Origin of the sequence: Arthrobacter gandavensis, assembly GCF_039528575.1 — a bacterium.
Classification (GTDB): domain Bacteria; phylum Actinomycetota; class Actinomycetes; order Actinomycetales; family Micrococcaceae; genus Arthrobacter_B; species Arthrobacter_B citreus_B.
In genome coordinates this window covers 55,358-80,038 of record NZ_BAAALV010000007.1, presented here as the reverse complement: position 1 = coordinate 80,038, position 24,681 = coordinate 55,358, and the positions used below count along the sequence as shown (strand labels likewise).

At 65.3% G+C, this 24,681-nt stretch carries 24 protein-coding genes and 1 tRNA gene; 9 read left to right on the top strand and 16 right to left on the bottom strand.

Annotated elements, in window-relative coordinates:
* The first annotated feature begins 81 nt into the window (after positions 1-81).
* Both ABFX29_RS13960 and ABFX29_RS13955 read left to right on the top strand, forming a co-directional pair.
* Positions 82-735, top strand: a complete 654-nt coding sequence (locus tag ABFX29_RS13960; RefSeq protein WP_170287782.1) for a TetR/AcrR family transcriptional regulator — start codon at positions 82-84, stop codon at positions 733-735.
* Positions 732-2,450 carry an MDR family MFS transporter gene (locus ABFX29_RS13955; RefSeq protein WP_152228717.1) on the top strand — a complete coding sequence of 573 codons (1,719 nt, stop codon included), beginning with the start codon at positions 732-734 and terminating at the stop codon, positions 2,448-2,450. Before ABFX29_RS13960 ends, ABFX29_RS13955 begins: the two co-directional genes overlap by 4 nt.
* Before the next feature lie 96 nt (positions 2,451-2,546).
* On the opposite strand, the gene ABFX29_RS13950 is transcribed toward ABFX29_RS13955, so the two are convergent.
* From ABFX29_RS13950 to ABFX29_RS13930, 5 genes are all read right to left on the bottom strand, one after another.
* Positions 2,547-3,017 (bottom strand): NUDIX hydrolase, encoded by a 471-nt coding sequence (locus ABFX29_RS13950; RefSeq protein ID WP_152228718.1) that lies wholly within the window; start codon positions 3,015-3,017, stop codon positions 2,547-2,549.
* Positions 3,018-3,021: 4 nt separating this feature from the next.
* Complete coding sequence (locus ABFX29_RS13945; protein ID WP_152228719.1) at positions 3,022-3,534, bottom strand: prepilin peptidase; 513 nt, start codon at positions 3,532-3,534, stop codon at positions 3,022-3,024.
* Between the two features lie 62 nt (positions 3,535-3,596).
* Positions 3,597-4,937, bottom strand: a complete 1,341-nt coding sequence (gene phoH2, locus ABFX29_RS13940; protein WP_152228720.1) for an RNA 5'-3' helicase PhoH2 — start codon at positions 4,935-4,937, stop codon at positions 3,597-3,599.
* 251 nt (positions 4,938-5,188) lie between these two features.
* Positions 5,189-5,839 carry a YoaK family protein gene (locus ABFX29_RS13935; RefSeq protein WP_152228721.1) on the bottom strand — a complete coding sequence of 217 codons (651 nt, stop codon included), beginning with the start codon at positions 5,837-5,839 and terminating at the stop codon, positions 5,189-5,191.
* 15 nt (positions 5,840-5,854) lie between these two features.
* Positions 5,855-6,616, bottom strand: coding sequence for an isoprenyl transferase (locus tag ABFX29_RS13930; protein ID WP_152228722.1), 762 nt, complete (start codon positions 6,614-6,616; stop codon positions 5,855-5,857).
* Positions 6,617-6,773: 157 nt separating this feature from the next.
* On the opposite strand from ABFX29_RS13930, the gene trhA reads away from it, so the two are divergent.
* On the top strand, positions 6,774-7,511 hold the full coding sequence (gene trhA / locus ABFX29_RS13925) for a PAQR family membrane homeostasis protein TrhA (protein WP_152228723.1): 738 nt from the start codon (positions 6,774-6,776) through the stop codon (positions 7,509-7,511).
* On the opposite strand, the gene ABFX29_RS13920 is transcribed toward trhA, so the two are convergent.
* The 3 genes from ABFX29_RS13920 to mca are packed head-to-tail and all read right to left on the bottom strand — an operon-like array spanning position 7,508 to position 10,943.
* A complete protein-coding gene (locus tag ABFX29_RS13920; RefSeq protein WP_152228724.1) occupies positions 7,508-9,607 on the bottom strand; it encodes a thioredoxin domain-containing protein in 2,100 nt (699 codons plus the stop codon). The genes trhA and ABFX29_RS13920 overlap by 4 nt on opposite strands.
* 5 nt (positions 9,608-9,612) lie before the next feature.
* Complete coding sequence (locus ABFX29_RS13915; protein WP_152228725.1) at positions 9,613-9,981, bottom strand: hypothetical protein; 369 nt, start codon at positions 9,979-9,981, stop codon at positions 9,613-9,615.
* Positions 9,982-10,034: 53 nt separating this feature from the next.
* The gene (gene mca, locus ABFX29_RS13910) at positions 10,035-10,943 is read right to left on the bottom strand and encodes a mycothiol conjugate amidase Mca (RefSeq protein WP_152228726.1); all 909 of its coding nucleotides are present in this window, start codon (positions 10,941-10,943) and stop codon (positions 10,035-10,037) included.
* A gap of 60 nt (positions 10,944-11,003) precedes the next feature.
* Between mca and ABFX29_RS13905 the strand changes: the two genes are divergently transcribed.
* Both ABFX29_RS13905 and greA read left to right on the top strand, forming a co-directional pair.
* Positions 11,004-11,492, top strand: a complete 489-nt coding sequence (locus tag ABFX29_RS13905; protein WP_246167591.1) for a DUF4307 domain-containing protein — start codon at positions 11,004-11,006, stop codon at positions 11,490-11,492.
* A 239-nt stretch (positions 11,493-11,731) separates the two neighbouring features.
* On the top strand, positions 11,732-12,223 hold the full coding sequence (greA, locus tag ABFX29_RS13900) for a transcription elongation factor GreA (RefSeq protein ID WP_275124662.1): 492 nt from the start codon (positions 11,732-11,734) through the stop codon (positions 12,221-12,223).
* 13 nt (positions 12,224-12,236) lie between these two features.
* Here greA and ABFX29_RS13895 read toward each other — a convergent pair whose 3' ends face one another.
* From ABFX29_RS13895 to ABFX29_RS13870, 6 genes are all read right to left on the bottom strand, one after another.
* Positions 12,237-12,845 (bottom strand): rhomboid family intramembrane serine protease, encoded by a 609-nt coding sequence (locus tag ABFX29_RS13895; protein WP_152228728.1) that lies wholly within the window; start codon positions 12,843-12,845, stop codon positions 12,237-12,239.
* Positions 12,846-12,848: 3 nt separating this feature from the next.
* A complete protein-coding gene (ilvA, locus tag ABFX29_RS13890) occupies positions 12,849-14,090 on the bottom strand; it encodes a threonine ammonia-lyase (RefSeq protein WP_152228729.1) in 1,242 nt (413 codons plus the stop codon).
* The gene (locus tag ABFX29_RS13885; RefSeq protein WP_152228730.1) at positions 14,087-15,352 is read right to left on the bottom strand and encodes an AI-2E family transporter; all 1,266 of its coding nucleotides are present in this window, start codon (positions 15,350-15,352) and stop codon (positions 14,087-14,089) included. The genes ilvA and ABFX29_RS13885 overlap by 4 nt, the downstream gene beginning before the upstream one ends.
* A gap of 56 nt (positions 15,353-15,408) precedes the next feature.
* Positions 15,409-16,335 carry an aldose 1-epimerase family protein gene (locus ABFX29_RS13880; RefSeq protein ID WP_152228731.1) on the bottom strand — a complete coding sequence of 309 codons (927 nt, stop codon included), beginning with the start codon at positions 16,333-16,335 and terminating at the stop codon, positions 15,409-15,411.
* Between the two features lie 46 nt (positions 16,336-16,381).
* Positions 16,382-17,098: a GAF and ANTAR domain-containing protein gene (locus ABFX29_RS13875; RefSeq protein ID WP_152228732.1), complete on the bottom strand. Its 717-nt coding sequence runs from the start codon at positions 17,096-17,098 to the stop codon at positions 16,382-16,384.
* 140 nt (positions 17,099-17,238) lie between these two features.
* A complete protein-coding gene (locus ABFX29_RS13870; protein WP_152228733.1) occupies positions 17,239-18,087 on the bottom strand; it encodes a Bax inhibitor-1/YccA family protein in 849 nt (282 codons plus the stop codon).
* Positions 18,088-18,437: 350 nt separating this feature from the next.
* Between ABFX29_RS13870 and ABFX29_RS13865 the strand changes: the two genes are divergently transcribed.
* The 4 genes from ABFX29_RS13865 (at position 18,438) to ABFX29_RS13850 (ending at position 22,636) form a co-directional block, all read left to right on the top strand.
* On the top strand, positions 18,438-19,793 hold the full coding sequence (locus ABFX29_RS13865; protein WP_152228811.1) for a branched-chain amino acid ABC transporter permease: 1,356 nt from the start codon (positions 18,438-18,440) through the stop codon (positions 19,791-19,793).
* 10 nt (positions 19,794-19,803) lie between these two features.
* Entirely contained in the window at positions 19,804-20,784 is a 981-nt protein-coding gene (locus tag ABFX29_RS13860; protein WP_152228734.1) for a branched-chain amino acid ABC transporter permease, read from the top strand.
* Positions 20,785-20,948: 164 nt separating this feature from the next.
* A complete protein-coding gene (locus tag ABFX29_RS13855; protein ID WP_152228812.1) occupies positions 20,949-21,893 on the top strand; it encodes an ABC transporter ATP-binding protein in 945 nt (314 codons plus the stop codon).
* Complete coding sequence (locus ABFX29_RS13850; RefSeq protein WP_152228735.1) at positions 21,890-22,636, top strand: ABC transporter ATP-binding protein; 747 nt, start codon at positions 21,890-21,892, stop codon at positions 22,634-22,636. Before ABFX29_RS13855 ends, ABFX29_RS13850 begins: the two co-directional genes overlap by 4 nt.
* Before the next feature lie 274 nt (positions 22,637-22,910).
* Here ABFX29_RS13850 and ABFX29_RS13845 read toward each other — a convergent pair whose 3' ends face one another.
* A complete protein-coding gene (locus ABFX29_RS13845) occupies positions 22,911-24,308 on the bottom strand; it encodes an ABC transporter substrate-binding protein (protein ID WP_152228736.1) in 1,398 nt (465 codons plus the stop codon).
* A 190-nt stretch (positions 24,309-24,498) separates the two neighbouring features.
* A tRNA-Leu gene (locus ABFX29_RS13840) sits at positions 24,499-24,571 on the bottom strand.
* Positions 24,572-24,681: the final 110 nt, after the last annotated feature.

Below are 24,681 nucleotides of genomic sequence, written 5' to 3'. Positions count from 1 at the left end.
CGGCGGCCCTTTTCGCTGCCCCTTTTTCCCGCCTGGACGGCGTGTTTGCACTCTGCCCCAGAGCGTGCAAAAGTTTACTTTGTGAAAAATAGTGCAGTTTCTGACGGAGGGCTCCGGGAGCGCAAACGGGCGGCCACCCACAGTGCCATCACAAGCGCAGCACGGGCCCTTACCGCCGAACACGGCCTGGCCGGATTCACGGTGGAAGAGCTCTGTGAACAGGTAGGCATTTCCAGGCGCACCTTCTTCAACTATTTCCCGGCCAAAGAAGACGCCGTGCTCGGTGCCCCCGCCGCTCTGCCGGCGGAACTCACCGAACCGTTCATCGCCGCGGGGTCCGCCGGTCCCGGCCTCTCACCGAGCCTGCTCCAGGATCTCGTGGACCTCGCAGTGGCCCATATGGAGTCGATGGCAGTTTCCCGGGCCGAGCTTGCCCAGCTCAAAGAGGCCCTGACCACCGAACCACGGCTGGTCCTGAAACTGATGCAGGGGACCCGGGAAGCGGACGAACGCCTGTGCCGCCTCATTGCCCGGCGCGAGCACCTTGACCCCGCGGACCCGCAAATCACCGCCGTCGCCACCGTCTTTTCGGCGTTGCTCCAGCATGCCGGCCCCGAGTTTTTCGATCCGGGCAACAGCCTCAGCTACCGTGCGGTGCTCACCTCCGCCGTCGAGTCAGCCCGCGCCGCGTTTTCTTCCTTCTCTCCCGTCACTTCCAGCAAGGACCAGTCATGACCACCACCGCCGCGCGCTCCTCCGGACCGCTGCTGCTGACCCAGAAACGCATCTGGATCATTTTCTCCGCCCTCATCGCGGGCATGCTCCTCTCCAGCCTTGACCAGACCATCGTCTCGACGGCCATGCCGACTATCGTCGGCGAACTCGGCGGCGTGGAACACCAGACCTGGATCACCACCGCCTATCTGCTGGCAACGACCATCGTGATGCCGATCTACGGCAAGTTCGGCGACGTCCTGGGCCGGCGGAACCTGTTCCTCTTTGCCATTGCCCTGTTCACCATGGCTTCGGTCGGCTGTGCCTTTGCCACCGACTTCTGGATGTTCGTGCTCTTCCGCGCCATTCAGGGCCTGGGCGGCGGCGGTCTGATGATCCTCTCCCAGGCGATCATCGCGGACATAGTTCCGGCGAATGAACGCGGCAAGTACATGGGCCCGCTGGGCGGCATCTTCGGCCTCTCCGCTGTCGCCGGTCCCCTGCTGGGCGGCTTCTTCGTGGATCACATGACCTGGCAGTGGGCGTTCTACATCAACATTCCCATCGGCATCGCAGCCTTCCTGATCGCGTTCTTCACCCTGACCCTGCCCACCAAGAAGGCAGAAAAGCGCATCGACCTTCCCGGCGTCGTCCTGCTCTCCATCGCCACCACCTGCCTGATCTTCTTCACCGACTTTGGCGGGGACGCCGACCGCGGCTGGACCGACCCGCTGACGCTGGCGTTCGGGGCCGGACTGCTGGCAGCTGCCTTCGCCTTCGTGCTGGCCGAGCGCCGGGCCGAAGACCCGATCATTCCGCTGAGCCTGTTCAAGAACCCCATCTTCGTGAACAGCACCGCAATCGGCTTCACCCTCGGCATGGGCATGTTCGCTGCCCTGGCCTTCCTGCCCACCTTCCTGCAGATGTCCACCGGCACCTCCGCGGCCGAATCCGGGCTGCTGATGCTGCCCATGATGGTGGGCATGATGGGTACCTCGATCTGGTCCGGACTGGCCATCACCAAGACCGGCAGGTACAAGAAGTACCCGATCTCCGGCGGCATCCTGGTCCTCGCTGCCCTCCTGTGGATGACCATGCTCACCGCGGAGACTCCGGTCTGGGTCATCTGCTCCCAGCTGTTCGTGTTCGGAGCCGGTCTGGGCCTGATCATGCAGGTGGTTGTCCTGGTAGTGCAGAACTCCGTGCCGGTGGACCAGATCGGCACGGCAACGTCCTCGAACAACTACTTCCGCGAGGTTGGAGCTTCCCTGGGTGTGGCCATCTTCGGTGCCATGTTTACCACCCGCCTTTCCGAGAACCTCATGGGTGTCTTCGAAGGTGCCGGGTTCGACGCCGCTGCCGCCGGCGAGGCGACGGCCACGCTGCAGCCGGCCGCCATGGCCGCCCTGCCCGAGCCGATCCGGGACGGGATCGTCAATGCCTACGCGGAGTCCCTGGCGCCGGTCTTCTGGTACCTGGTGCCGTTCCTGGCGCTGGCACTGATCCTGGCCTTCTTCCTCAAGGAGATTCCGCTCTCCGACGTGGCCGGCATGGTGGCACGCGGTGAAGCCGTGGGCGGAGCGGAAGCTGACCGGCTCGAGGCTGAGCGGCTTGCCGCAGCGTCGGGAGCGGGTTCGGAGGCAGGCACGAGTGCATCCCCGGCAGCTGCTGCTTCCCCGGGACCGGACACCGGACAGGCTGACAGTCCTTCGGAGCAAACACCTAACCAGCGTTAGTCCCCAGCTTCACAGGAAAGGCCCCGGGAATCCTCCCGGGGCCTTTTCCTGTTGTCCCGCGGATTCTTGTACTGCGGGCGGTGGAAGACGGGTTTCCTAGACCTCGAAGACCGGCACCCCGGTGGAGTTCCGGGCCAGTTCGGTGAGCATCCGGTGCCGGGGGTTGAGGTCCGGCAGCTCATCGAGGGCGAACCAGCCCACCTCGGTGGACTCGTCGTCGTTCACCCGGGCGGTGCCTGCAACCCAGGCGCACCGGAACACCAGGTTCAGGAACTGGCAGCGGTCCCGGTTGGGGAACATGATCGGATCCGTGGTGCCCACGTGGATAAGGTGTTCAAGCCGCGCCTGAACACCGGTCTCTTCCTCCACTTCGCGCAGCAGCCCCGGGCCGGGCTCTTCGCCGGGCTCCAGGATGCCGGTGATGAGCGTCCAGCGGCCGTTGTCTGCCCGGCGGCAGAGAAGCACCTCTCCTGCCGGATTGAAGACGACGGCGGCGACCCCTGGAAGCCACAGGAGGTCGTGGCCCACTTTCTCGCGCAGGGAAAGGATAAAGTCCGGTGTGGGCATGGTTCTACTGTAGGCCAGGCACTGCGAGCGCCAGCAAAGCGCCGGCGAGCATAAACGGGCCGAACGCGATCCGGGTTTTGCCCGTTCCGCGGCGGGACACCAGCAGTCCCAGGCCCCATAGGCCGCCCAGCACAAATCCCGCCGCGGCTCCCGCGAGCAGGCAGCTCCAGCCGGCAAACCCCAGGTACAGCCCAAGCACACCCGCCAGCTTTACGTCCCCCAGCCCCAGCCCGGACGGCGAGGCCATCCGCAGCAGCAGGTAGCCGCCGAACAGCAGCACCCCGCCCAGTGCCATGCCCGCGAAGCGTCCAGGCTCACCGGCGATCAGTGCGGCTGCACCCAGGAGTACTGCGGAGACCGGATAAGCCGGCACTGTCAGCCGGTCCGGCAGGCGCCGTGTCCGGATATCCGTGACCGACAGCTTCCACGCCAGCACCGCCAGATAACCGAGCGCCGCCGCCAGCAGCACCCAGGACAGCCGCGCCCCGCTCCAGTACTCCCCCAGGATCCCCCACATGCGCCCTACGGTACGCGACGGCGGCTGCCGGCGTACCGCAGGGCGGGGCGGCTGTGGAATACCTAGCCGATCGCTCCCTCTTCCAGCAGGTCCGTCACCAGGGCGGCTATCGGTGAACGCTCCGAGCGGGTGAGGGTCATGTGTCCAAACAGCGGATGGCCCTTGAGCGTCTCCACCACGGCCGCAATTCCGTCATGGCGGCCCACCCGCAGGTTGTCCCGCTGGGCGACGTCATGCGTCAGGACCACCTTCGAGTTCTGGCCGATGCGTGAGAGCACAGTCAGCAGGACGTTCTTCTCCAGGGACTGGGCTTCATCGACAATGACGAAGCTGTCATGCAGCGACCGTCCGCGGATGTGGGTCAGGGGAAGCACCTCGAGCATGCCGCGGTCCAGGACTTCCTCGACCACTTCCTTGGAGACCAGGGCCTCCAGGGTGTCAAAGACCGCCTGGCCCCAGGGCCCCATCTTGTCCGCCTCGCTTCCGGGCAGGTAGCCGAGCTCCTGTCCGCCGACGGCATACAGCGGGCGGAAGACCACCACTTTGCGGTGCTCCCGCCGCTCCAGGACAGCTTCCAGTCCGGCACACAGTGCCAGCGCGGATTTTCCGGTTCCGGCCCTTCCGCCCAGCGAGACTATGCCCACTTCCGGGTCCAGGAGCATGTCGATGGCCAGCCGCTGTTCAGCTGAGCGTCCGTGGAGGCCGAACACGTCCCTGTCCCCGCGGACCAGCCTCACCTGTTTGTCCGCTCCCAGCCGGCCGAGCGCTGAAGACCGGCCGGAGAGCAGCACCAGCCCGGTGTTGACCGGCAGGTCTGCGGCGTCAGGGATGAACACCGGCTGGTGTTCATAGAGCGCACTGACTTCCGCGTCACCGGTTTCGATTTCCGCCATACCGGTCCAGCCGGTATCCCGCACCAGTTCGTTGCGGTACTCGTCGGCGGTAAGGCCCACGGCGGCTGCTTTGACGCGCAGCGGCAGGTCCTTGGAAACCACGGTGATGGTGCGGCCCTCATCGGCGAGGTTCCGGGCAACGGCAAGAATCCGGTTGTCGTTATCTGATCCCCGGATTCCCAGGGGCAGGACTTCAAGGGAAACATGGTTCAACTCCACCCGCAGGGTGCCCCCCGCGTCACCGATCGGCACCGGCCGGTCCAGGCCGCCGTGTTCCACGCGCAGGTCATCAAGCAGGCGCAGGGCCGTCCGGGCGAAATAGCCCAGCTCCGGATCATTGCGTTTGCTCTCCAGTTCGCTGATGACCACCAGCGGCAGGATGACCTCGTGTTCGGCAAAGCGCAGGATTGCCTTCGGATCGGACAGCAGGACAGACGTGTCAAGCACGAATCCCTGGCCAGAGCCGGAAGCACCGGCGGATTCGTGCAGGGATGCTCTGGTTACGGCCACTTAGAACTCCAGTCAGGGACCGCAGGCCCCGAATAGCTAGAAGTGTCTTCTCCGCAGGCCGGCACGGGACGCCGGGCTGCGGCCTCCTGTGCGAACACACAGTGTGTGAGCATCCGGCCTCCGGTTCCATCAGCATGGGGCTGATCGATACGTACAAGCTACGCCCGCGCGCGTGCCTGCGGACACAGGGACACGACGGAGTTCGATTTGTTCACATCATGTTTACCGGGCTGCCGCTTCCGCCCGCGGGGTTAGCCGTGCAGGTGTCCCGGATGGCCCCAGGAGGCCGCTGCTGCCGCGGTTAGGGCGACGATCGCCGGGCCAAGGGCGGCAAGCCCCAGCAGCAGGTATCCGGCGCCCCCGCAGAGCGATCCCAGTGTCAGCGAGCACCAGAGCAGCAGGTACCGGTGCCAGCCGTTGCCGCGCTCCCCGAAGAGGGCAGCGGTTACTTTCTGCCCCAGCTTGACCAGGGTGCCTGTCATGTAGGTAATGCCGATCGACACTTCCCCGCCCCGCTCGAAGACAGCATTGAGCAGGCCCATGGCCGCCGCCAGTGCCGGCGCCAGCACCCATTCGGCCCCGGGCACTGCCGTGCTTGCCCAGGCAGCTCCGAGAACCGCAGCGGACAGGACGCAGATTGCCGGACGGCGGTGCCTGTCCAGGACCCGGCGCAGGGCGGATGCGGCTACTACGCCGAAGAAGAATGCGGCAATGAGGCCAAAGGCCTGCAGGAACCCGCTGAGCGACATATCGGCCACCGAAGCACCGGCGCGCGTGGAATTGCCGGTCATAAAGGAGACGAAGTAACCACCCAGATGCAGGAAGCCGACGGCGTCAACGTAGCCGGCCGTCCAGGCCAGGCCGGAGGCCAGCGCAATTTCCGAGCGGGTGTGCCTGAGCATCGCAGGTGGTACCGGTTAGGACCCGAAACGCCGCTGCCGGCTGGCGTAGTCCCGCAGGGCGCGAAGGAAGTCGACCCGGCGGAAGTCCGGCCAGAGTGCCTCGCAGAAGTAGAACTCGCTGTAGGCGCTCTGCCACATCAGGAAGCCGGAGAGCCGCTGCTCGCCGGAAGTGCGGATCACCAGTTCAGGATCCGGCTGGCCGCGCGTATACAGGTACTCGGAGATCTGCGCGTCGCTCAGTTCGGCGGTGATCTCCTCGATCGGCTTGCCCTGGGCCTGCGCGTCACGGAGCAGTTCCTTGACCGCGTCGACGATTTCCCGCCGGCCGCCGTAACCGATCGCCACGTTTACGTGCAGCCCCGTGGCAGACGCCGTCGCCTCCCCCAGGCGCTCGAGCTGGCACGTGAGCTCGTGGGGAAGGATGTCCAGGGCGCCCACCGGCTGGACCCGCAGGTCGCCCTTCTCCCCCAGCCGGTCCAGGGTGTTGGCAATGATCCCCAGCAGCGGTTCAAGCTCATCCGGGTCACGGTTAAGGTTGTCAGTGGAGAGCATGTACAAGGTCACAACCCGCACGCCGAGTTCCTCGCACCAGCCCAGGAACTCCAGGATCTTGTCCGCCCCGGCCTGGTGCCCGTCCGATGTCGGAGCCCCGGCGAGCTTGGCCCAGCGGCGGTTGCCGTCCACCATCACGCCTATGTGTTCAGGGATGCGGTCCTTGACCAGGCTGCGGCGCAGGCGGCGTTCGTAGTAGGCGTAAACCACACCGGGAAAGCGCACGGGTGACTCACCTGCCTATCGGTCTGAAGGGGTTCCGCGGAACGCGGTAGTTTCTCTTCTCAAGGCTACCGCGCACGGGCTCCCCTCCCGTGCAGGCCGGAGCCGAGCCGCGGCTACCGGAAGGTAACCTACCGGGTCGTAAGTTAGGATTGGCAGCATGAGTTCATTCCCGGAACGAGTACCTGTCCAGCAGGATCCGGAGTCCCGCCAGGCACCGGGACCGCTGGAATCAGCTGTTGAATCCGTAGCCGATGCGCTCGACGTCAAACCCCACCTGCGGGGCTGGCTGCACGCCGGCGCAGCTCCCCTGGCCCTGGCTGCCGGGATAGTGCTGGTTGTCCTTGCCCCGACTCCCGGCACCCGTATCGCCTCTGCCGTGTATGCCCTCACCGGCATCCTGCTGTTCGGCGTTTCGGCGGTTTATCACCGCGGCAACTGGAGCCCGAAGGTCAAGACAATCCTGAAACGGCTGGACCACACCAACATCATGCTGGTGATCGCCGGTTCCTACACTCCCCTGGCGTGGTCGCTGCTGCCGCGGGAAACGGCCGTGGTGCTGCTGGTCATCATCTGGAGCGGCGCGCTGGCGGGAATCGCGTTCCGGCTGCTGTGGCTGCACGCTCCGCGCTGGCTCTACACCCCGGTCTACATTGCCCTGGGCTGCGCAGCCCTTTTCTACATTCCGGATTTCTGGGCCGTGAACACGCCCGCGGCCATCCTGGTGATTGCCGGCGGAGCGGCCTACATTGCCGGCGCTGTCATCTACGCGATGAAACGCCCCAATCCTTCAGTCGAATGGTTCGGCTTCCACGAGATCTTCCACGCCTTCACTCTGGCGGGCTTCACCTGCCATTACATTGCCATTGTGATGGCCGTGCTCTCAGTCCGGGGCTAGTTCCCGCCGGCCAGCTCGGCTTCCAGCTCCGGAGCCGAGTCCACCGGACGGCGGCACACCATGCCGCGGCACACGTAAGCCAAGGCAGGCGCCTCGGTTTCCCGTCCTTCCAGCAGCCCGACACCGCCGGCTTCCCCGTGGGCGATCACCAGTCCCGGTCCGCCGGCACTGCGCCCTGCGGAAAGCAGCCGCGCCACGGCTGTGCGGTCCGTTCCGGTGACGGCCAGCTCCCGCGGTCCGTCCAGGAGGAACTGCCGCACGGCCATGGACCATCCCACGGCCTGCGGAATCGCCGGCCCGGCCCGCCGCACGTGGTCCACGAGTCCTTCGGCAAGGGCACGGTGACGCCCAGGTCCGCCGTAGGAGGCTGACGTCAGCAGCACTCCGGCCAGCAAGGCGGTTCCGCTGGGAACAGCGTCATCGAGCGGGTTCGCTGCGGAATGTCCACCCTGCGCCTGCCGGATCTGCTCCGGTTCGCGCGCAGTATCGGAGAGCCCGTCCGGTCCCAGGAAACGTTCGACGGCGGCCGCCGCCAGCTCCTGCGCCGCATGGTGCCAGCGCGGGTTCCCCGTCGCTGCGTACAGCGCGAACAGGCCTTCGGCGACGCCGGCGTAGTCCTCCAGCAGACCTTCTATGCCCTGCGCCTGCCCGTCGCTTGAAACCCGGCGCAGCGTCCTGCCGTCCCAGTGCACTTCAAGGAGATAGCCTGCAGCGGCCTCGGCGGCCGGCAGCATCCAGTCTTCTGCCATCCCGGCGTCGGCCAATGCCAGGGCTGCGTCGGCAAGGCCGGCGACCGCCAGGCCGTTCCAGCCCGCCACGACTTTCCCGTCCCGTTCCGGCTGCGGACGTTCAGAGCGTGCGGCCGCCAGAGCCGTCCGCGCGTCGTCCCAGATCCGGGACTGGGCTTCATCGGGTACGGCCCTGAACCTTAGCGTGCTGCCCGGCAGGCGGTGCGATGCGCCGTCGTCGGCGTCCAGGTCTAGCAGGTCCAGTGCTGCGGACCCGGCACCCAGGACTGCCTCCAGCTGGGCCCTGGTAAAGACATAGGTTGCTCCCTCCACACGGTGCCCGTCCACCAGGGTGTCGGCGTCCAGGGAAGAAGCGAAGGCACCTCCGGGCACGGCCAGCTCCGCGGCCATCCAGCGTGCCGTCCCGCGGGTCACCCGCAGCGCCAGCGCCTTCACATCAGCGTCTTCCGCCAGGCGGGAGAAGTGCGCGTAGATCCGCAGGAGCTGCGCGTTGTCGTAGAGCATCTTCTCAAAGTGCGGCACCTGCCAGCGGCGGTCGACTGCGTACCGGGCAAATCCTCCGCCGACCTGGTCGTAGATGCCGCCCAGCGCCATGGCCGTGAGGGTGCGTTCGGCAAGTGCTGCCGCGGTGCCCGCCGTCGGAGATCCGCTGTGGGCATGGGCCAGCAAAAAACGCAGCAGGGGTGAGGGCGGAAATTTCGGTGCACCGCCGAATCCGCCGTACTCGGTGTCCTCCGCTGCTGCCAGGGCCTCTACGGCGGCTTCCAGTGCCCGTGCGGAACCAGTATCCGCGTCCGGCGGCCGCACTGTCGCAGAAAGGTCCCCCAGGAGGTTCCGGTTCGCGGCCTGGTTGGACGCAAGGTGGGCGGCTATCTGCTCTGCGCTGCGCTCCACCTCGCTGCGGCGGTCGCGCCAGGCGCCGGATACTGCCTCCAGCACCTGGCTGAAGGACGGGGTGCCCTGCAGCTGGCGGGGCGGAAAGTACGTCCCGGCATAGTAGGTCCTGCCGTCAGGGAGGGTGAAAACGCTCATCGGCCAGCCGCCCTGGCCCGTCAGGGCCTGGGTCGCCGCCATGTAGGCGGAGTCGACGTCGGGACGTTCCTCCCGGTCCACCTTGATGCTGACGAAGTCCCGGTTCAGGACCCGGGCAATCTCCGGGTCCTCGAAGGATTCGTGCGCCATGACATGGCACCAGTGGCATGCCGCGTACCCGATCGAGATGAATACGGGTACATCCCGCCGGCGGGCTTCCTCAAAAGCGCTGTCGCCGAACGGCCACCAGTCCACCGGGTTTCCGGCATGCTGGCGCAGGTAGGCGGAGGCCTGGTTCTTTAGCCGCTCCGCCACGGGGACTATCCTGCCGGGGTGGAATCCGGGCGCCGGGGATCAGCGCCGTCGGCCGCAACGGGTGCCGGCCCGGCGTCGGGCCCGGGAGTCGAAGACGCCTCGGCGGCCTCGGCTGCCGCGTCCTCTGCGGCTTCATCAGCGGCTGAACCGCCGGCAGCCGTTTCATCTCCTTCGCCCGCGACCTGGGAGCGGTACCGGACGCGCCGGATCCGCTTGACCATGTCCCGAATCAGGAACACTACGCACAGGGCCAGGAACAGCGTTGCCAGGAAGCCCAGCAGGCCGGGGGTGATGTCCCCTTCCTCGAGGCCGGGCTTCAGGTCGCCCTCGATCGGTGAGGTGACAGTGAGGGTGAGGCTGTACAGCAGGTTCACGGAGTTTCTCTCTCTTGGCAGAAGGCGGCGCACTGAGGCGCCGGATCTACCCTCTATCGTATGCCAGCGAAGAGGTCGGTTTCAGGCACCTGTGACGGGACCCGGGATTCGATCAGCGAATAGTCTTCCCACGGCCAAACCTGCCGCTGCATGTCGGTGCTCACGGCGAAGAAGAAACCGTCGGGGTCCACCTGGGTGCGGTGGGCCTTCAGCGCCGCATCACGCACGGGGAAGTACTCTCCGCAGTCGATCTGCGTAGTGGTGGGATGCAGCGGAGCCGGAGGCTGGTTTCCTTCGGTGTCCGTTTCCAGCCAGGCAGCCAGCCGTTCTGCGTACGGAGAGTCGAGTCCGGCCTTGGTCAGCGCTTCGTGAAGCGCGCGGAAGCGCTCCGGGTTGAACCCGCGGTCATAGTAGAGCTTCAGCGGTTCCCAGGGAGCACCGGTACCCGGGTACTTCCCGGCGTCACCGGCGGCATGGAAAGCCTCCACGGCAACCTTGTGCGCCATGATGTGGTCGGGGTGGGGGTAGCCGCCGTTTTCGTCGTAGCTGATGATCACATGCGGACGGAACTCACGGACCAGCTTCACCAGCGGAGCTGCCGCTGTTTCAAGCGGACGCAGGGCGAAGCATCCGGCGGGCAGCTCCGGCAGCGGGTCCCCTTCGGGAAGGCCGGAGTCCATGAAGCCCAGCCAGCGGTGCTCAATGCCCAGGGCCGCCTGGGATGCCGCCATTTCGCTGCGGCGCAGACCGGCGAGGTCGCGCTTCGCAGCCGGGATGTCGGCGGCGGCAGGGTTGAGCACGTCTCCGCGCTCTCCGCCCGTGCAGGTGGCAACCATCACGCGCACCCCCTGGGCGGCGTAGGACGCCATGGTGGCTGCACCCTTGCTGGCCTCGTCGTCGGGGTGGGCATGAACCGCCAGCAGGCGCAGTTCTCCGGGCACTGAATGGGTTTCGCTGGACAACGCGGTTACTCCTGACAGCCGGCGGAACGCGCCGACGAGAATGTTCGATAAAATGAAACAGTGAGCATTGAGGACAACACAGGGGACAGCACCGGGGACAACACTGCCGGCGTACCGGTTGCCGAGCGCCCCGGGGACGGTCTGTCGTCCGAGACAAGATTAGCCAATCGGTATGGCGCACCCAAGCCGGGACTCAGCGCCCGGACCAAGATTGTCCTGGGCTCACTGGCCGGAGCCGCGGCAGTTGGCGCCGTGATCTTCATGGCCATTCCTTCCGGGGCAGGGACGCTGACGTCCAAGGACGTCGGATTCACCATCCCGGATGCCGCGTCCGCCGTCGTTGACTTCAATGTCACCAAGCCCGCCGACGCCACTGTTGACTGTGCCGTGCAGGTCCTGAGCGAGAGTTACGCGGTGGTCGGATGGAAAACCGTCCGGATCCCCCCGTCCCAGGACGCAACCGTATCCCTGAGCACCTCGCTGAGGACCGATTCCCTGGGAGTCACAGGCGGCGTCAACGCGTGCTGGATCGTGGAGCAGGATTCCTAGCCGCTTTCTGCCGCCAAAAACGCCCGCCGGAGAAACCCGCCCCGTGTGTCTTGGGTTTATGCCTCCTGCTGACTAGTATGGAGGCTACGTTATGCCCCGCCCAGGTGATCGCCGGAAAAATCCGAGCAAACCGGTCACCGTCCGGCGGGGTCTTTGCTTGTTAGGCCATCCAGCCTTCCAGCAATTTCAGCCAAGCCGAACCTGTTTTATGAGTTCGGATGTCATATAAGGAGAGACCCGTGTCTACCAACAGCGCATCTGTCGCCTGGCTCACGCAAGAGTCTTACGACCGCCTGAAGGCGGAGCTGGACCACCTTTCCGGCCCGGGCCGGAGCGAAATCGTTGCACGAATCGAACAGGCACGGTCCGAAGGCGACTTGAAGGAGAACGGCGGCTACCACGCCGCCAAGGAGGAGCAGGGCAAGGCTGAAGCCCGTATCCGCCAGCTGACGCAGCTCCTTGAAAACGCGCATGTCGGCGAAGCTCCGGCGGATGACGGCGTGGTGGAACCCGGCATGCTGGTTGAAGCCAAGATTGCCGGAGACCCGGAACGGTTCCTGCTGGGCTCCCGCGAGATCGCCGGCGACAGCGACATTGACGTTTACAGCGAGAAGTCACCCCTTGGTGCGGCCATCAACGGCCTGCGTGCCGGCGAATCGACGTCCTACACGGCGCCGAACGGCAAGAGCATCTCCGTGGAGATCGTCTCGGCTACTCCGTACACCGGATAAGCCGAACGGCTTCTTACGAACGGGTCCGCCAGCCGGCGGGCCCGTTCCTGTTTTCCGGGCCCTTTTCCACGCCGGTCCTCCGGCGCCGCAGCAGGATCGCGGCGGCCACTCCCCCGGCTGCGCCGAAAAGGTGGGATTGCCAGGACACCCCGGCTGCCGTCGGCAGCACGCCCCACAGCAGTGAGCCGTAGATCAGGAAAAGCACCCCGCCCAGCAGGATCTGCAGCAGGTCCCGGTTGTAGAACCCGCGGACCATCAGGTAGGCGAACAAGCCGAACACGACGCCGGAAACGCCGATGGTCAGTCCCCCGCCGAAAAGCCACACCCCTATGCCGGAGGCGAGCCAGCAGATGGCCAGCACGGCCCCGAAGCGGCGCAGCCCTTCCAGCAGGACGAGGAACGCGAACGCCAGCAGCGGCAGCGAGTTGCTGATCAGGTGGCCGGTGCCGGCATGCAGCAGCGGCGAGAACAGGATGCCGTCCAGTCCTTGCAGCTGCCGCGGAAGAATTCCCAGGCCAGGAAGCAGCGTGGTCTGGAAAGGCAGGGTCAGGAAATAGATGATCCACAGGCCCGCCGTGAAGCAGGCAGCAACTGCCAGTGCGCTTTTCGCCCGCTGCTTCATGGCTTAGCCGTGGAGGACTACGGGTTGGAAGCCTTCGGCCCGCAGGTTCTGCAGCACCTTCTCACAGTGCTCGTGACCCTTGGTTTCCATGTTGATGGTGATTGCCACGTCGCCCATGCTGATCGATCCTCCAACCCTGGTGTGGTCCACTCCGGTGACGTTGGCGTCGGATTCGGCGATGATCCGCGAAATCGTGGCCAGCGAGCCCGGACGGTCATCCAGCAGCATCCGCACAACCAGGTAGCGGCCGGCGGCGGCGAGGCCGCGCTGGATCACTTTCAGCATAAGCATCGGATCGATGTTTCCGCCCGAGAGGATCACTGCCGTGGTGCCGGGATTCTGGATTTTCCCGTCGAGCAGCGCTGCGACGCCCACCGCGCCTGCGGGTTCAACCACCAGCTTGGCGCGTTCCAGCAGGAAGATGAGGGCGCGGGCCAGTGAGTCTTCGCTAACCGTGACGACGTCGTCGACGAGTTCCTTGATGATCGAGAAAGGCAGCTGGCCAGGCCTGCCCACGGCGATGCCGTCAGCGATGGTGGAGACCTTGCTCAGCGGCACCAGGGCATCTGCTGCCAGGGAGGGAGGGTAGGCTGCGGCGTTCTCGGCCTGGACACCGATGATCCGCACTTCTCGGCCCAGTTCCTTGGCCCGTTCCTTGATTGCGACGGCGACGCCGGCCAGCAGCCCGCCGCCGCCGACGCCCATCAGCACGGTGTCCAGGTGCGGGATCTGCTCCAGCAGTTCCAGGCCCAGGGTTCCCTGTCCGGCGACGATGTCCACGTTGTCGAAGGGGTGCACGAACACGGCACCGGTTTCATCGGCGTAGCGCTGTGCCTCGGCCAGCGCCTCATCTACGTTGTGGCCGTGCAGCACCACCTCGGCGCCGTGGCCCTGCGTTGCAGCGAGCTTCGGCAGGGCGACGCCCAGGGGCATGAAGATCCTGGCCTTGATGCCAAGCCGGGCTGCCGCTACCGCGACGCCCTGGGCATGGTTGCCGGCCGAAGCCGCCACCACGCCGCGGGCCTTCTGTTCTTCACTGAGCTTGGCCATCCGGACGTAGGCACCGCGGACCTTGAAGGAGCCTGCGCGCTGGAGGTTCTCACACTTGAGGTAGACCTCGGATCCGGTGAGCCGTCCCAGGGCGCGTGACTGCTCAATGGGAGTGTGGGCAATAACCCCGTCCAGCAGCTTTGCCGCCGCCTGGATGTCGTCAAGGGTTACTGGCAGCTGGGGCGAATCGGTCAACGTGGGTTCTCTTCTGTGGTTGCGGTGGGTTCTCTGTCCTGGCCTGCTCCGGATTCCGGACTCCCGGGGTCCTCATCCTCGTCCCCGGGTTCAGGTGGAGCGGCGCCGGGCGGGCCGAATTCGCCGTCCCGGGCGAGGGCGGGGTCGTTCTCCCATTGCCGGCCGGCAATGTAGCGCACCGTGGCATTGAGGATCGCCAGGAGGGGAACGGCGAAGAGTGCACCGGCGATCCCGGCGACCAGGCTGCCGCCTGTCACGGCCAGGATCACGGCCAGGGGGTGCAGGGAGACGGCCTTGCCCATGATCAGCGGCTGAAGGATGTGGGACTCGATCTGCTGGACCACCAGCACGATGATGAGCATAAAGACTGCGTTGGGCCAGCCGTTGGCCACCAGGGCGAGCAGCACGGCGATCGAGCCGGTCACGAATGCGCCGATGAGCGGGATGAAGGAACCAAGGAACACCAGGACGGACAGCGGAAGGGCCAGCGGCACGCCGATCAGTGCGGCACCGCCGCCAATGCCGACGGCGTCGATGAACGCCACCACCAGCTGGACCCGGACGTAGTTGGTCATCGATTCCCAGCCGCGGATACCTGCGCCGAAGGCAGCCGGACGTGCGCGGCGCGGCATCAGCCCAACGGTGAAGCGCCAGATCTTTCGTCCGTCCAGCAGGAAAAAGACCAGGGCGAACAGCGCCAGCAGGATGCCTGCGGCGAAGTGCCCGGCGCCCGTGCCGACGCTCACGGCACCGGAGAGGATGCTGGCGGAGTTGTTTTGCAGCGCAGACGTTGCCTCATTGAGGAGGCTGTCGATCTGGGTTGAGGTGACCCGCAGGGGCCCGTCAGCGAGCCAGCCCTGCACCTGGTCGAAACCGCTGAGGACCTCGTCCCACAGGTCCCGGAAGCCCAGTGCCAGTTGCCGGCCCACCAGGGTCAGCGCTGCAACGATGAGGCCCAGGAAGGAAACGATGGTGACGGCGACGGCCAGGCCGGAGGGCACCTTGTTTCGGCGCAGCCACGAGCTGATCGGGGCAAGCAGCCCGGCCAGGAGGGCAGCGATCATCAGCGGAATGATCAGCAGGGAGAAGTGTCCCAGCAGCCAGACCAGTCCGGCGCTGACAACAAGTACCACCCCGAGCCGCCAGGCCCAGGATGCGCTCACCCGCAGTGCGTAGGGAACGTCGTCACCTGCACGGTTGGAGCGCACCGCTGCGGCCTGAACGGCCTTGGGCGCGGCAACCCTGCGCGCATGTGGTCTCATGGGCTCATCTTTCCATATTCGGCTGGTCATTCCCTGACCTTTACGCCGCCCCGAAATCAGAGGGCGGCCAGGATTCCCCACACGGCGCTGAACTCCGCGCCGGGTTCCAGCCAGCGCAGTCCTTCGCCGGAATTGAAACAGTTGGCCGGAGCCGTCATGGGCTCCAGGGCCACCGCGCAGTCCCTGCCCGGGAACTTGTCCGTAACGAAGACGTGGACATAGCAAAACTCCGCTTCTGCCCAAAGCTGGACGCTGCGCCCGTCGGGTGCGGTGAGCCGGTGGCGGAAGAGTCCGTCACGCGGGGTGAGGTCCGTGAACGCGGCATCCAGGTCGAGTTCGCCAACCCGTTTGCCTGAGCGCAGGTCGTCGCTGCCCTCCGCGGGCACATGCCCGTTGGGGATCAGGGCAGCGTCCGTGCTCAGCCGCGTGCCGGCGTCGACCTGCAGCACAAGGTCCTCGCTGGGCACCTCGCCCAGGCGAAGGAACGGGTGGGCACCCAGCGCGAACGGTGCAGTCCGTGTGCCCAGGTTCCTCAGTCCCTGGCGGACCCGCAGTCCACCGTCGGCGTCAAGGCTGTAGCGGACCTCGTGGACCAGGTGGAACGGGTAGCCGTGCTGGGGGAAGATTTCGGCGCTGAGCAGCACTGACTCCGGCGTGCTTTCCACAAGGCTGTATCCGGTGTTGCGGAGGAGTCCGTGAATTGCGTTCTGCAGCTTGGGCTCTGTGACATCCAGCTGCTGTTCCTGTCCATCCAGCTGCCAGCGTGCGCCTGCGATCCGGTTGGCCCAGGGCGCCAGGAGGATCCCGGCAGCCGATGGCGGAATGCTCTCGTCGGCATAGGTTTCCACCAGCTGCGTACCGGCCACCGTGTAGCTGCGCAGCCCTCCGCCCAGGGAGGCGACGACGACGGCGGCGTCTCCCCTTTCCAGGCGGTATTGAGTTCCCGTTGCCGGCAGGGCTGCATCCGTGGTCCCAAAAGTCATCCTCTAAGCCTAGACCCGGCACCGCCCCGCACCGCCAGCGCGCACCTCATTCCTCGAAGTGTGTCCTGACCCGGTCGCTAACCGCTGCCACCACCCCTGCGGCAACGCTGCGGATCTTGATGTTGCGGGTGTTGGAGACACTGCGCAGGATCTCCACCGCCGATTCCTGGCTGCAGCCGTTCTGGGCCATGATGATGCCCACTGCAATATCCACTACGGTTCGGGACTCCAGGGCCGCCTGGAGGTTCCGTGCCCGGTTCAGGTGGCCGTCGATCCGCAGCGCCAGCCTCAGGCTTCTTGATGCATCGGCAGCCGTCCGCTCCACCATCCGCAGTGTTCGGGGCTGGAACAGGTGCGGCCGGGGCGAAAACGCGCAGAGGGCACCGCGCGCACTGCCCTCCAGCGCCAGTGGAACCGCGGCCAGGCTCCGAACGCCGTCCTCGGCGCAGCTGCCGGGGAAACCGCGCCAGCGGCGTTCGGTCCAGGCATCCGTAACCACAACGGGCATACCCGTTGAGATGGCCTCCGCCGCGGGTCCGGGTTCGGCAAACGCAGGCTCTGCCATCCTGGCCGTGCGGTCGCCGCTGTGCCCTTCGGCCCGCGTTCGGCGGGGACGGTCGATAAGCAGCGAACATCCCAGCACCTGGTTTCCCAGCAGCGCCAGGGCCAGCACGGCAGCTTCGGACAGATAGGCCTGCAGTTCCTCCGCGCCCAGCAGAAGCTCCTGGAAGGCGGCGGCCGGCTCCGGATTCACCTCAGTCACGATTCCCCCTCGATCAGTGACTCCAGATGTTACGGACCTGCCCCTGCCCGCAGAAGCGAAACCGGCTTAAACAGCGGCGGGACCGCAGCTTCTGCGCTGCGGTCCCGCCAGTGTTGCCGTTACCCGGCCCGGTGCGTGCGTTAGTCGTCGCCGCGCAGGATCGCCAGGATGCGGATGATTTCCACGTACAGCCAGACCAGCGTGACGGTCAGGCCAAAGGCGGCGGTCCAGGAGTAGCGCTGCGGCGCACCGGCCTTGACGCCCTGCTCGATGGACGTGAAGTCCATGATCAGGGAGAAAGCAGCCAGGCCAACGGCCAGCAGGCCAATGATGATGCCCAGCGGAATGCCGGCAATCTCCACGCCGCGGACGCCCCACGGATCATCGACGACGCCGAAGATCATCAGGCCGACGTTCACCAGGGAGAACACCGCGTAGCCGATGATCGCAATCATGAAGAAGCGCATTGCCTTCGGCGTTGCCCGTACCTTGCCGCTCTTGAACAGGACAAGGGTCACAGCGAAGACGGCAAGGGTTCCGACGACGGCCTGCAGGCCGATCCCCGGGTACATTGCGTCCAGCACGGCGGTCAGGGCGCCAAGGAACATGCCTTCAAGAAGCGCATAGCCAAGGATCAGCGCGGGAACCGGTTCACGCTTGAAGGAGTTGACCAGGCCCAGGGCAAAACCGCCCAGCGCACCCACGATCATCAGCAGGCCGGCCGCACCGGGCAGGACGAAGACGGGGATTGCAGCGCCCAGCAGGACAACTGCCAGGCAGCCGAGGGTCTTCATGATGACGTCGTCGTACGTCATCCGCCCTGTCTCCCGCGGACCGGCCGCAGGTGCTGAGTAAAGGTTCTGCAGATCCTGCGGGCTCATTGGGTCCTGGCCCGCGAAGGGGCCGCCTGCAGGAACGGTGGGCGCTCCGCCGCGGGTTTGGGCACGGAAATTCTTTCCGTTGAAAACCGGGTTGCCGCCTAGTGCCATGAAAGTGTCCTCCATCTTGGGGGGCTTGGTTAAAGTTCAGCCTACCAATGTGAACGTACGGGCAGGGAGGATGATTCCGGCGCGGCCGGCGCGTTTGGTAACGGTTTGGTACGCAGGGGGGCCAAAACCTTCCCGGGACTTCCATAATGAAGCACCCCGGCTCGGTCGTTACCTGATCGCGACACAACGTCGCACAATCGGTCACCCCACCGAAACAATCGCCGGGTAGCATGATCACCATTCGTGACTCACATCACAAGGTCACATATAAATTGCGCCGACAAACGGCGCATATATACCCCCGGCGGAGGTAATTCACTTTGGGAAGAATATCGGCACTCGCCCGGTATATGGGGATGCTAGTGGCGGTGGTCGGCGTATTTGCCGGCCTGCTGCTTGCTGCCCCAGCCGTGCATGCAACGACAGCTCCACCCCCGGCATCGGAATCCCCGGCGCCGGAGAGCAGTACCGAAGCAACACCGCAGGAATCCGGCAACTCCGAAGGGGATGAAGAGACCGACGGCGCGGAGTACCAGGACCGCATCAGCGGCGTCCTGCGTAACGCCGGCGCACCGGTTGCCGGCGTCACCATCAAGGCCAGCGGCAACGGTTATGAGGCCGAAACGGAAACCGCAGAGAACGGATCCTGGTCCATCGGGGTACCCGAACAGGGTGCGTTCGAGGTGGAACTGGATGAATCCACCCTTCCCGAAGGCGTGGCGCTGGCCGAGGGCCAGCAAAACCCGCGCACCGTGACCTTCGCCGGAACATCGAACATCACCACCCTCTTCCTCCTGGGCGAAGGCATTGTCCTTCAGGGCGATACCTTCGGCACCAAGCTCATAGAGCGCGCGGTCGCCGGGCTCAGCTTCGGACTGCTGCTGGCGCTTAGCGCCGTCGGCCTGTCCCTGATCTTCGGCACGACCGGACTGACGAACTTCGCACACGGCGAGATGGTGACGTTCGGCGCAGTCCTCGCCTTTGGGTTCTCCGCACTCGGCCTGCCCCTCTGGCTCGCCTTGATACTGGCGGTGGTCGGCGGCGCCGGCCTGGGCTATGTGCAGGACGCCGGGTTGTGGCGGCCGCTGCGCAAGCGGGGAACCGGCCTGGTCCCCATGATGATCGTGAGTATCGGCCTTGCACTCGCCCTGCGCTACACCATCCTCTTCTTCTTCGGCGGGGCAACCCAGCAGCTCCCCGCGTCGCAGAGTCCCATGCTGGAACTGGGACCGATCTCCATCTCGCGGAACAACCTGGTTTCGCTCGCCGTCTCGCTGGTCGTGATCCTCATCGTGGCCGCCCTGCTGCTGCGCACGCGGATCGGCAAGGCCACCCGCGCCGTCGCCGACAACCCTCCCCTGGCCGCAGCCTCAGGCATCGACGTCGACCGCGTGATCCGCATTGTCTGGATGGCAGGCGGCGCGCTGGCAGCACTCGGCGGCATCCTCTGGGCCTATTACCGCCCCGGTGTCTCCTTCAACATGGGCCAGCAGATCCTTCTGCTGATCTTTGCGTCCGTGACCCTGGGCGGACTCGGCACCGTTTTCGGCGCCCTGATCGGCTCGATCATCGTGGGCCTCTTCGTGGAGATCTCCACCCTCTGGCTCGAGGCGGACCTGAAGTACGTCGGCGCGCTGCTCATCATGATTCTCGTCCTCCTGGTTCGGCCGCAGGGTATCCTCGGCCGCCGAGAGCGCATAGGTTAGGGGCCTCGACATGGACTTTGGAAACATCCTGCTGGGTGCAGTCAACGAATTCTTCACACCCACCACTGCGGCTTATGCGCTGGCAGCCCTAGGGCTGGCCGTGCACTTCGGCTACACCGGCCTGCTGAACTTTGGCCAGGCCGGCTTCATGGCAATCGGGGCCTACGGCTTCGCCATCCCCACGTTGAGCTTCAATGCTCCCCTGCCCGTAGCGCTGCTGATCGCGATGCTTGCATCTGTCGCGTTTGCGGTGCTGCTCGGACTGCCAACGCTGCGCCTCAGGGCGGACTACCTGGCAATCGTGACCATCGCCGCGGCGGAAATCGTCCGCTACGTGGTGACCACCAACGGCCTGACGGAAGTCACCGGATCGGCCAACGGCCTGGCCGCGTTCGAAGGCGGCTTCTATTCGCTCAACCCCTTCGCACCCGGCCAGTACAATCTGGGCCCGTTCAGCCTGAACGAACGGGACCTCTGGATTCGAGTTGTTGCCTGGACCGTCGTCGCACTGGCCTGCGTAGTGATCTGGCTGCTGGTCCGCAGCCCCTGGGGCCGTGTGGTCAAGGGCATCCGCGAGGATGAGAACGCCGTCCGGTCGCTGGGCAAGAACGTCTACGCCTACAAGATGCAGGCACTGATCATCGGCGGCCTGCTCGGTTCACTGGCAGGCATCATCTTCACGCTCCCCCGCGGAGCGGTGCAGCCGGCAAACTACGGAACAGAACTGACGTTCTTCCTCTACACGGCGCTGCTGCTCGGCGGCATGTCCACGGTGCTGGGTCCGGTGATTGGCGCCATGATCTTCTGGGCCGTGCTCTCACTGACCCAGGGCCTTCTCTACGGGGCAATCGAGTCCGGGGCCATCACCTTCCTGAACACTACCCAGGCCGGGCAGCTGCGTTACATCCTTGTAGGTGTAGCCCTCATGCTGCTGATGATATTCCGGCCGCAGGGCGTGCTGGGCAATAAGAAGGAGCTGTCATTCGCATGAGCCATCAAGCAGAAAGCCCGCAGCCGGCACGCCGGCCCGGTGCCCACGCTGCCGAGCCCGCGGTGGAAACCGCACCGGCCGGGGCAGCGCCGGCGGAGGCAATCCCGTTGGATGCAGCACCGGCCGAAACTGACCAGCACGCAAGCTGGGCCGGTAACAAGTACATGAACGATGACCGTCCGATCGCCGCCGGCGACGTTGGTCCCGGGTGCCGCAAGCGCGATCCGATCCTGGTTGCCTCCAACGTGACCCGCACGTACGGCGGAATCCACGCCGTCGACGTCGAACACGTTGAGGTTCCACGGAACAAGATCACCGCCCTGATTGGTCCGAACGGTGCTGGCAAGACCACATTGTTCAACCTGCTCACTGGGTTCGATACCCCGCAGTCCGGGGAATGGAAGTTCGAGGACCGTGACCTTGCGGGCGTTTCCGCCTACAAGGTGGCACGGCTGGGCATGGTCCGCACCTTCCAGCTGACCAAAGTCATGGGCAAGCTGACGGTGCTGGAGAACATGCGCCTTGGTGCTAACGAGCAGCCGGGAGAGGCCCTGCGGCGGGCACTGTTCCGGCCGCTGTGGAAAAAACGGGAGAACGAAATCACCGAGCAGGCCGACGCCCTGCTGGCGAAGTTCAAACTCGACACCAAGCGCAGCGACTATGCCGCGTCCCTTTCCGGCGGCCAGCGCAAGCTCCTGGAAATGGCGCGCGCCCTGATGGTCAATCCCAAGCTGGTGATGCTGGATGAGCCAATGGCAGGCGTGAACCCGGCGCTGACACAGTCGCTGCTGGACCACATCAAGAACCTGAAGGCCGAAGGCATGAGCGTTCTTTTCGTGGAACACGACATGCATATGGTCCGGCACATTGCCGACTGGGTGATCGTGATGGCCGAGGGCAAGGTTGTTGCGGAAGGACCGCCGTCCGAGGTCATGAAGGACCAGGCCGTGATAGATGCCTACCTTGGCGCGCACCACGACGTCGACCTTGGTGACTCTGAGGGCTTCGAAAAGCTGGAAGCGGTCCTCGAGAAGGACCCCGCTTCAGACATACAGGGCGGCGAGGGACTGGCCCCCGTGACCATCCAGGAACGTAAGGACATGGCATGAGCGCTGAGGATTTCGAGGGCGACTCGGTCGTCAAGGTCACCGACCTGGTGGCCGGCTATATTCCCGGGGTGAACATCCTCAACGGGTGTTCGATCGAAGCCCGGCGCGGGGAGCTAATCGGAATTATCGGACCGAACGGTGCCGGCAAGTCCACGCTGCTCAAGGCGATGTTCGGCCTGGTAAAGGTCCACTCCGGCACCGTCATGGTGCGCGGCCAGGACCTGACCGGGCTGAAGGCCAACAAGCTGGTCAGCCGCGGCGTGGGGTTCGTTCCGCAGAACAACAACGTGTTCGCTTCACTCACCATCGAAGAGAACCTGCAGATGGGCCTGTACCAGCAGCCGAAGAACTTCAAGGAACGTTTTGATTTCGTGGCGGATCTGTTCCCTGAGCTGAAGAAGCGGCGCAGCCAGCGGGCAGGTTCCCTTTCCGGCGGCGAACGGCAGATGGTTGCCATGGGACGGGCCCTCATGATGGAACCGGCCGTGCTGCTGCTGGATGAGCCTTCGGCAGGCCTCTCCCCCGTGAAGCAGGATGAAACGTTCCTGCGGGTTCATGAGATCAACCGTGCCGGTGTCTCCGTGATCATGGTGGAGCAGAACGCCCGTCGCTGCCTGCAGATCTGCGACCGTGCCTATGTGCTCGACCAGGGCAAGGACGCGTACACCGGTACCGGGCGTGAGCTGATGAAGGATCCCAAGGTCATCCAGCTGTACCTCGGTACCCTCGCCGATACGGCGTAGTCCCCTGTCAGGTCAGTGCCCGTCTGGAGCTTCGGCTCCGGGCGGGCACTCGGCGTTAAGCGGCCGTCCCTCCGGTGAGCTTCCGCACCGCCCTGCCTGCCTGCCTGCCTCATCCTTGGAGGCCGGGCTGACCCGTCCTTGCAGTCGGCGTCAACCCGTTCGCTGGAGGCCCCGCCCCTTCCCGAACTCGTCCGGCACGCGGACAGCAAAGGGCCCCTGCAGAAGCAGGGGCCCTTCGAGTGGTGCGGTAGTGATGCCGGTGAGTCAGGCCTGCTTAGAGCTTGCCCACCTCGGAGCGGCTGGGGACCGGCTTGTTGTCGGCGTCGAACTGGTAGATGCCGATGTAGGCCTCGGTCGGGTCGCCGTTCTCATCGAAGCTGACGGGTCCTGAGTAGCCGTCGTAGTCGATGTCGCCGCCGCCGCGCAGGATGGTTACGCAGCCTGCAAAGTCGAAGCACTTCTCGCCTTCAGCGGAGACACCCTGCAGTTCGGCGGCCATTGCTGCGCCGTCCGTGCTGCCGGCTGCTTCTGCGGCCAGGGCCAGCATGGTCACTGCGTCGTAGCTTTCACCGGCGTAGGCCCAGTCCTTCAGGGCCGGGTCGATGCCCAGCAGCGCGTCCTTGAAGTTGTCGGAAGCGAACGGGCCCGGGATGGTGCCCTGTGCGCCTTCAAGCGTTCCGGCCTCGAGGTCGGCACTGTAGTCGGACGTGTTGCCGTCAACGAAGAAGATCTGCGACGGATCAACGCCCTTGCCGGTGAGCAGCGGTGCAATGCTCTTGGCCTGGTCGAAGCTGATGACCACGATTGCGTCCGGGTTTGCACTGGTTACAGTGTCCACCTGGCTGCTGAACTGCGAGTCGCCTTCGTTGAACATCGACTCTGCGACAACCTGGCCGCCTGCTGCCTCAACCGAGCCCTTGATGTTGGACTGCAGGCCGGTGCCGTAAGCATCGTTGAGCACGATCATGCCCACGGTCTGGGCACCGCACTCCATGATGTAGTTGCCCAGGGTGCGGCCCTGGAGAACGTCGGAGGGAGCGGTGCGCCAGTACAGGCCGTTGTCGTCCCAGTCTGTGAAGTCCGGGGACGTGTTGGCCGGCGAGAACTGGATGACTCCGGCGCCGGTGATCTGGTTGATGACGGTCTTGGAAACACCGGAAGAAGCGGCACCGACGATGGCGCTGACATCCTGGCTCAGGAGGTCGGTGACGGACTGGGTGGCGATGTCCGTGGTGGTGTCGCCGGAGTCGCGGTGGACAACCTCAACCGGCTGGCCAAGGACGCCGCCCGCTGCATTGATTTCTTCAATGGCCAGATCAACGCCGGCAATTTCCGGCGGGCCGAGGAAGGCGAGGGCGCCTGTGGTCGGCAGCAGGGTCCCGAGCTTGAGCGGGGCATCCGTGGTTCCCGTGGAGGCGGGAACCGCTGAAGGATCGCCCTTCTCTCCGGGATCCTCTCCGGTGCCGCCCTGGCTTTCCGGGCAGGAAAGGACAGAACTGTTTGCTGCTGCTGACGAAGAATCCTCGGACGGTGAGGAGTCGGTTCCGGAGTCGCCGCCGCTGCCACAGGCTGAAGCAAACAGGGCAACGCCCAAGCCCAGTGCTGCCATCTTTGCTGCGCGGCCGTACCCATCCCCGAGGCCAAGCGGCCCGGTCTTGCGAAGTGCAGTCATGTAGTTTTTCTCCCCGATCGAAAGGCGGGTGCCTTTGATGCCGTAATCAGGTGTTCCTGATAAGAGAAAAAGCTAGTGGAATAATGTGACGAAGATAAGAGCTTCCGGTTACAGCCTTGTAACGCTCATCACACCCGAGACCTGCATGTTGCACGATGCTCAAGTGCGTGGTTTAAGATAGCTCACTTTGTACCCCAGGTCGGACTCGAACCGACAACACACAGATTTTAAGTCCGCTGCCTCTGCCATTGGGCTACTGGGGCGCCCGCACATCGGAAGACCGGCGAACAAGCCGGATCCAAGCGCATAAACCAGCCTACTTTAGCGCCGCTGGAGCACAGAAACCGCCTGGCTCCAACCAGCCTGCACACCC

Bases quoted from the DNA above. Each gene is read 5' to 3' on its own strand.
- ABFX29_RS13955 (WP_152228717.1), top strand. From the start codon at position 732: ATGACCACCACCGCCGCGCGCTCCTCCGGACCGCTGCTGCTGACCCAG.
- ABFX29_RS13950 (WP_152228718.1), bottom strand. From the start codon at position 3,017: ATGCCCACACCGGACTTTATCCTTTCCCTGCGCGAGAAAGTGGGCCAC.
- ABFX29_RS13945 (WP_152228719.1), bottom strand. From the start codon at position 3,534: ATGTGGGGGATCCTGGGGGAGTACTGGAGCGGGGCGCGGCTGTCCTGG.
- ABFX29_RS13935 (WP_152228721.1), bottom strand. From the start codon at position 5,839: ATGCTCAGGCACACCCGCTCGGAAATTGCGCTGGCCTCCGGCCTGGCC.
- trhA (WP_152228723.1), top strand. From the start codon at position 6,774: ATGAGTTCATTCCCGGAACGAGTACCTGTCCAGCAGGATCCGGAGTCC.
- ABFX29_RS13895 (WP_152228728.1), bottom strand. From the start codon at position 12,845: ATGAAGCAGCGGGCGAAAAGCGCACTGGCAGTTGCTGCCTGCTTCACG.
- ABFX29_RS13885 (WP_152228730.1), bottom strand. From the start codon at position 15,352: ATGAGACCACATGCGCGCAGGGTTGCCGCGCCCAAGGCCGTTCAGGCC.
- ABFX29_RS13880 (WP_152228731.1), bottom strand. From the start codon at position 16,335: ATGACTTTTGGGACCACGGATGCAGCCCTGCCGGCAACGGGAACTCAA.
- ABFX29_RS13870 (WP_152228733.1), bottom strand. From the start codon at position 18,087: ATGGCACTAGGCGGCAACCCGGTTTTCAACGGAAAGAATTTCCGTGCC.
- ABFX29_RS13865 (WP_152228811.1), top strand. From the start codon at position 18,438: ATGGGGATGCTAGTGGCGGTGGTCGGCGTATTTGCCGGCCTGCTGCTT.
- ABFX29_RS13860 (WP_152228734.1), top strand. From the start codon at position 19,804: ATGGACTTTGGAAACATCCTGCTGGGTGCAGTCAACGAATTCTTCACA.
- ABFX29_RS13855 (WP_152228812.1), top strand. From the start codon at position 20,949: ATGAACGATGACCGTCCGATCGCCGCCGGCGACGTTGGTCCCGGGTGC.
- ABFX29_RS13850 (WP_152228735.1), top strand. From the start codon at position 21,890: ATGAGCGCTGAGGATTTCGAGGGCGACTCGGTCGTCAAGGTCACCGAC.
- ABFX29_RS13845 (WP_152228736.1), bottom strand. From the start codon at position 24,308: ATGACTGCACTTCGCAAGACCGGGCCGCTTGGCCTCGGGGATGGGTAC.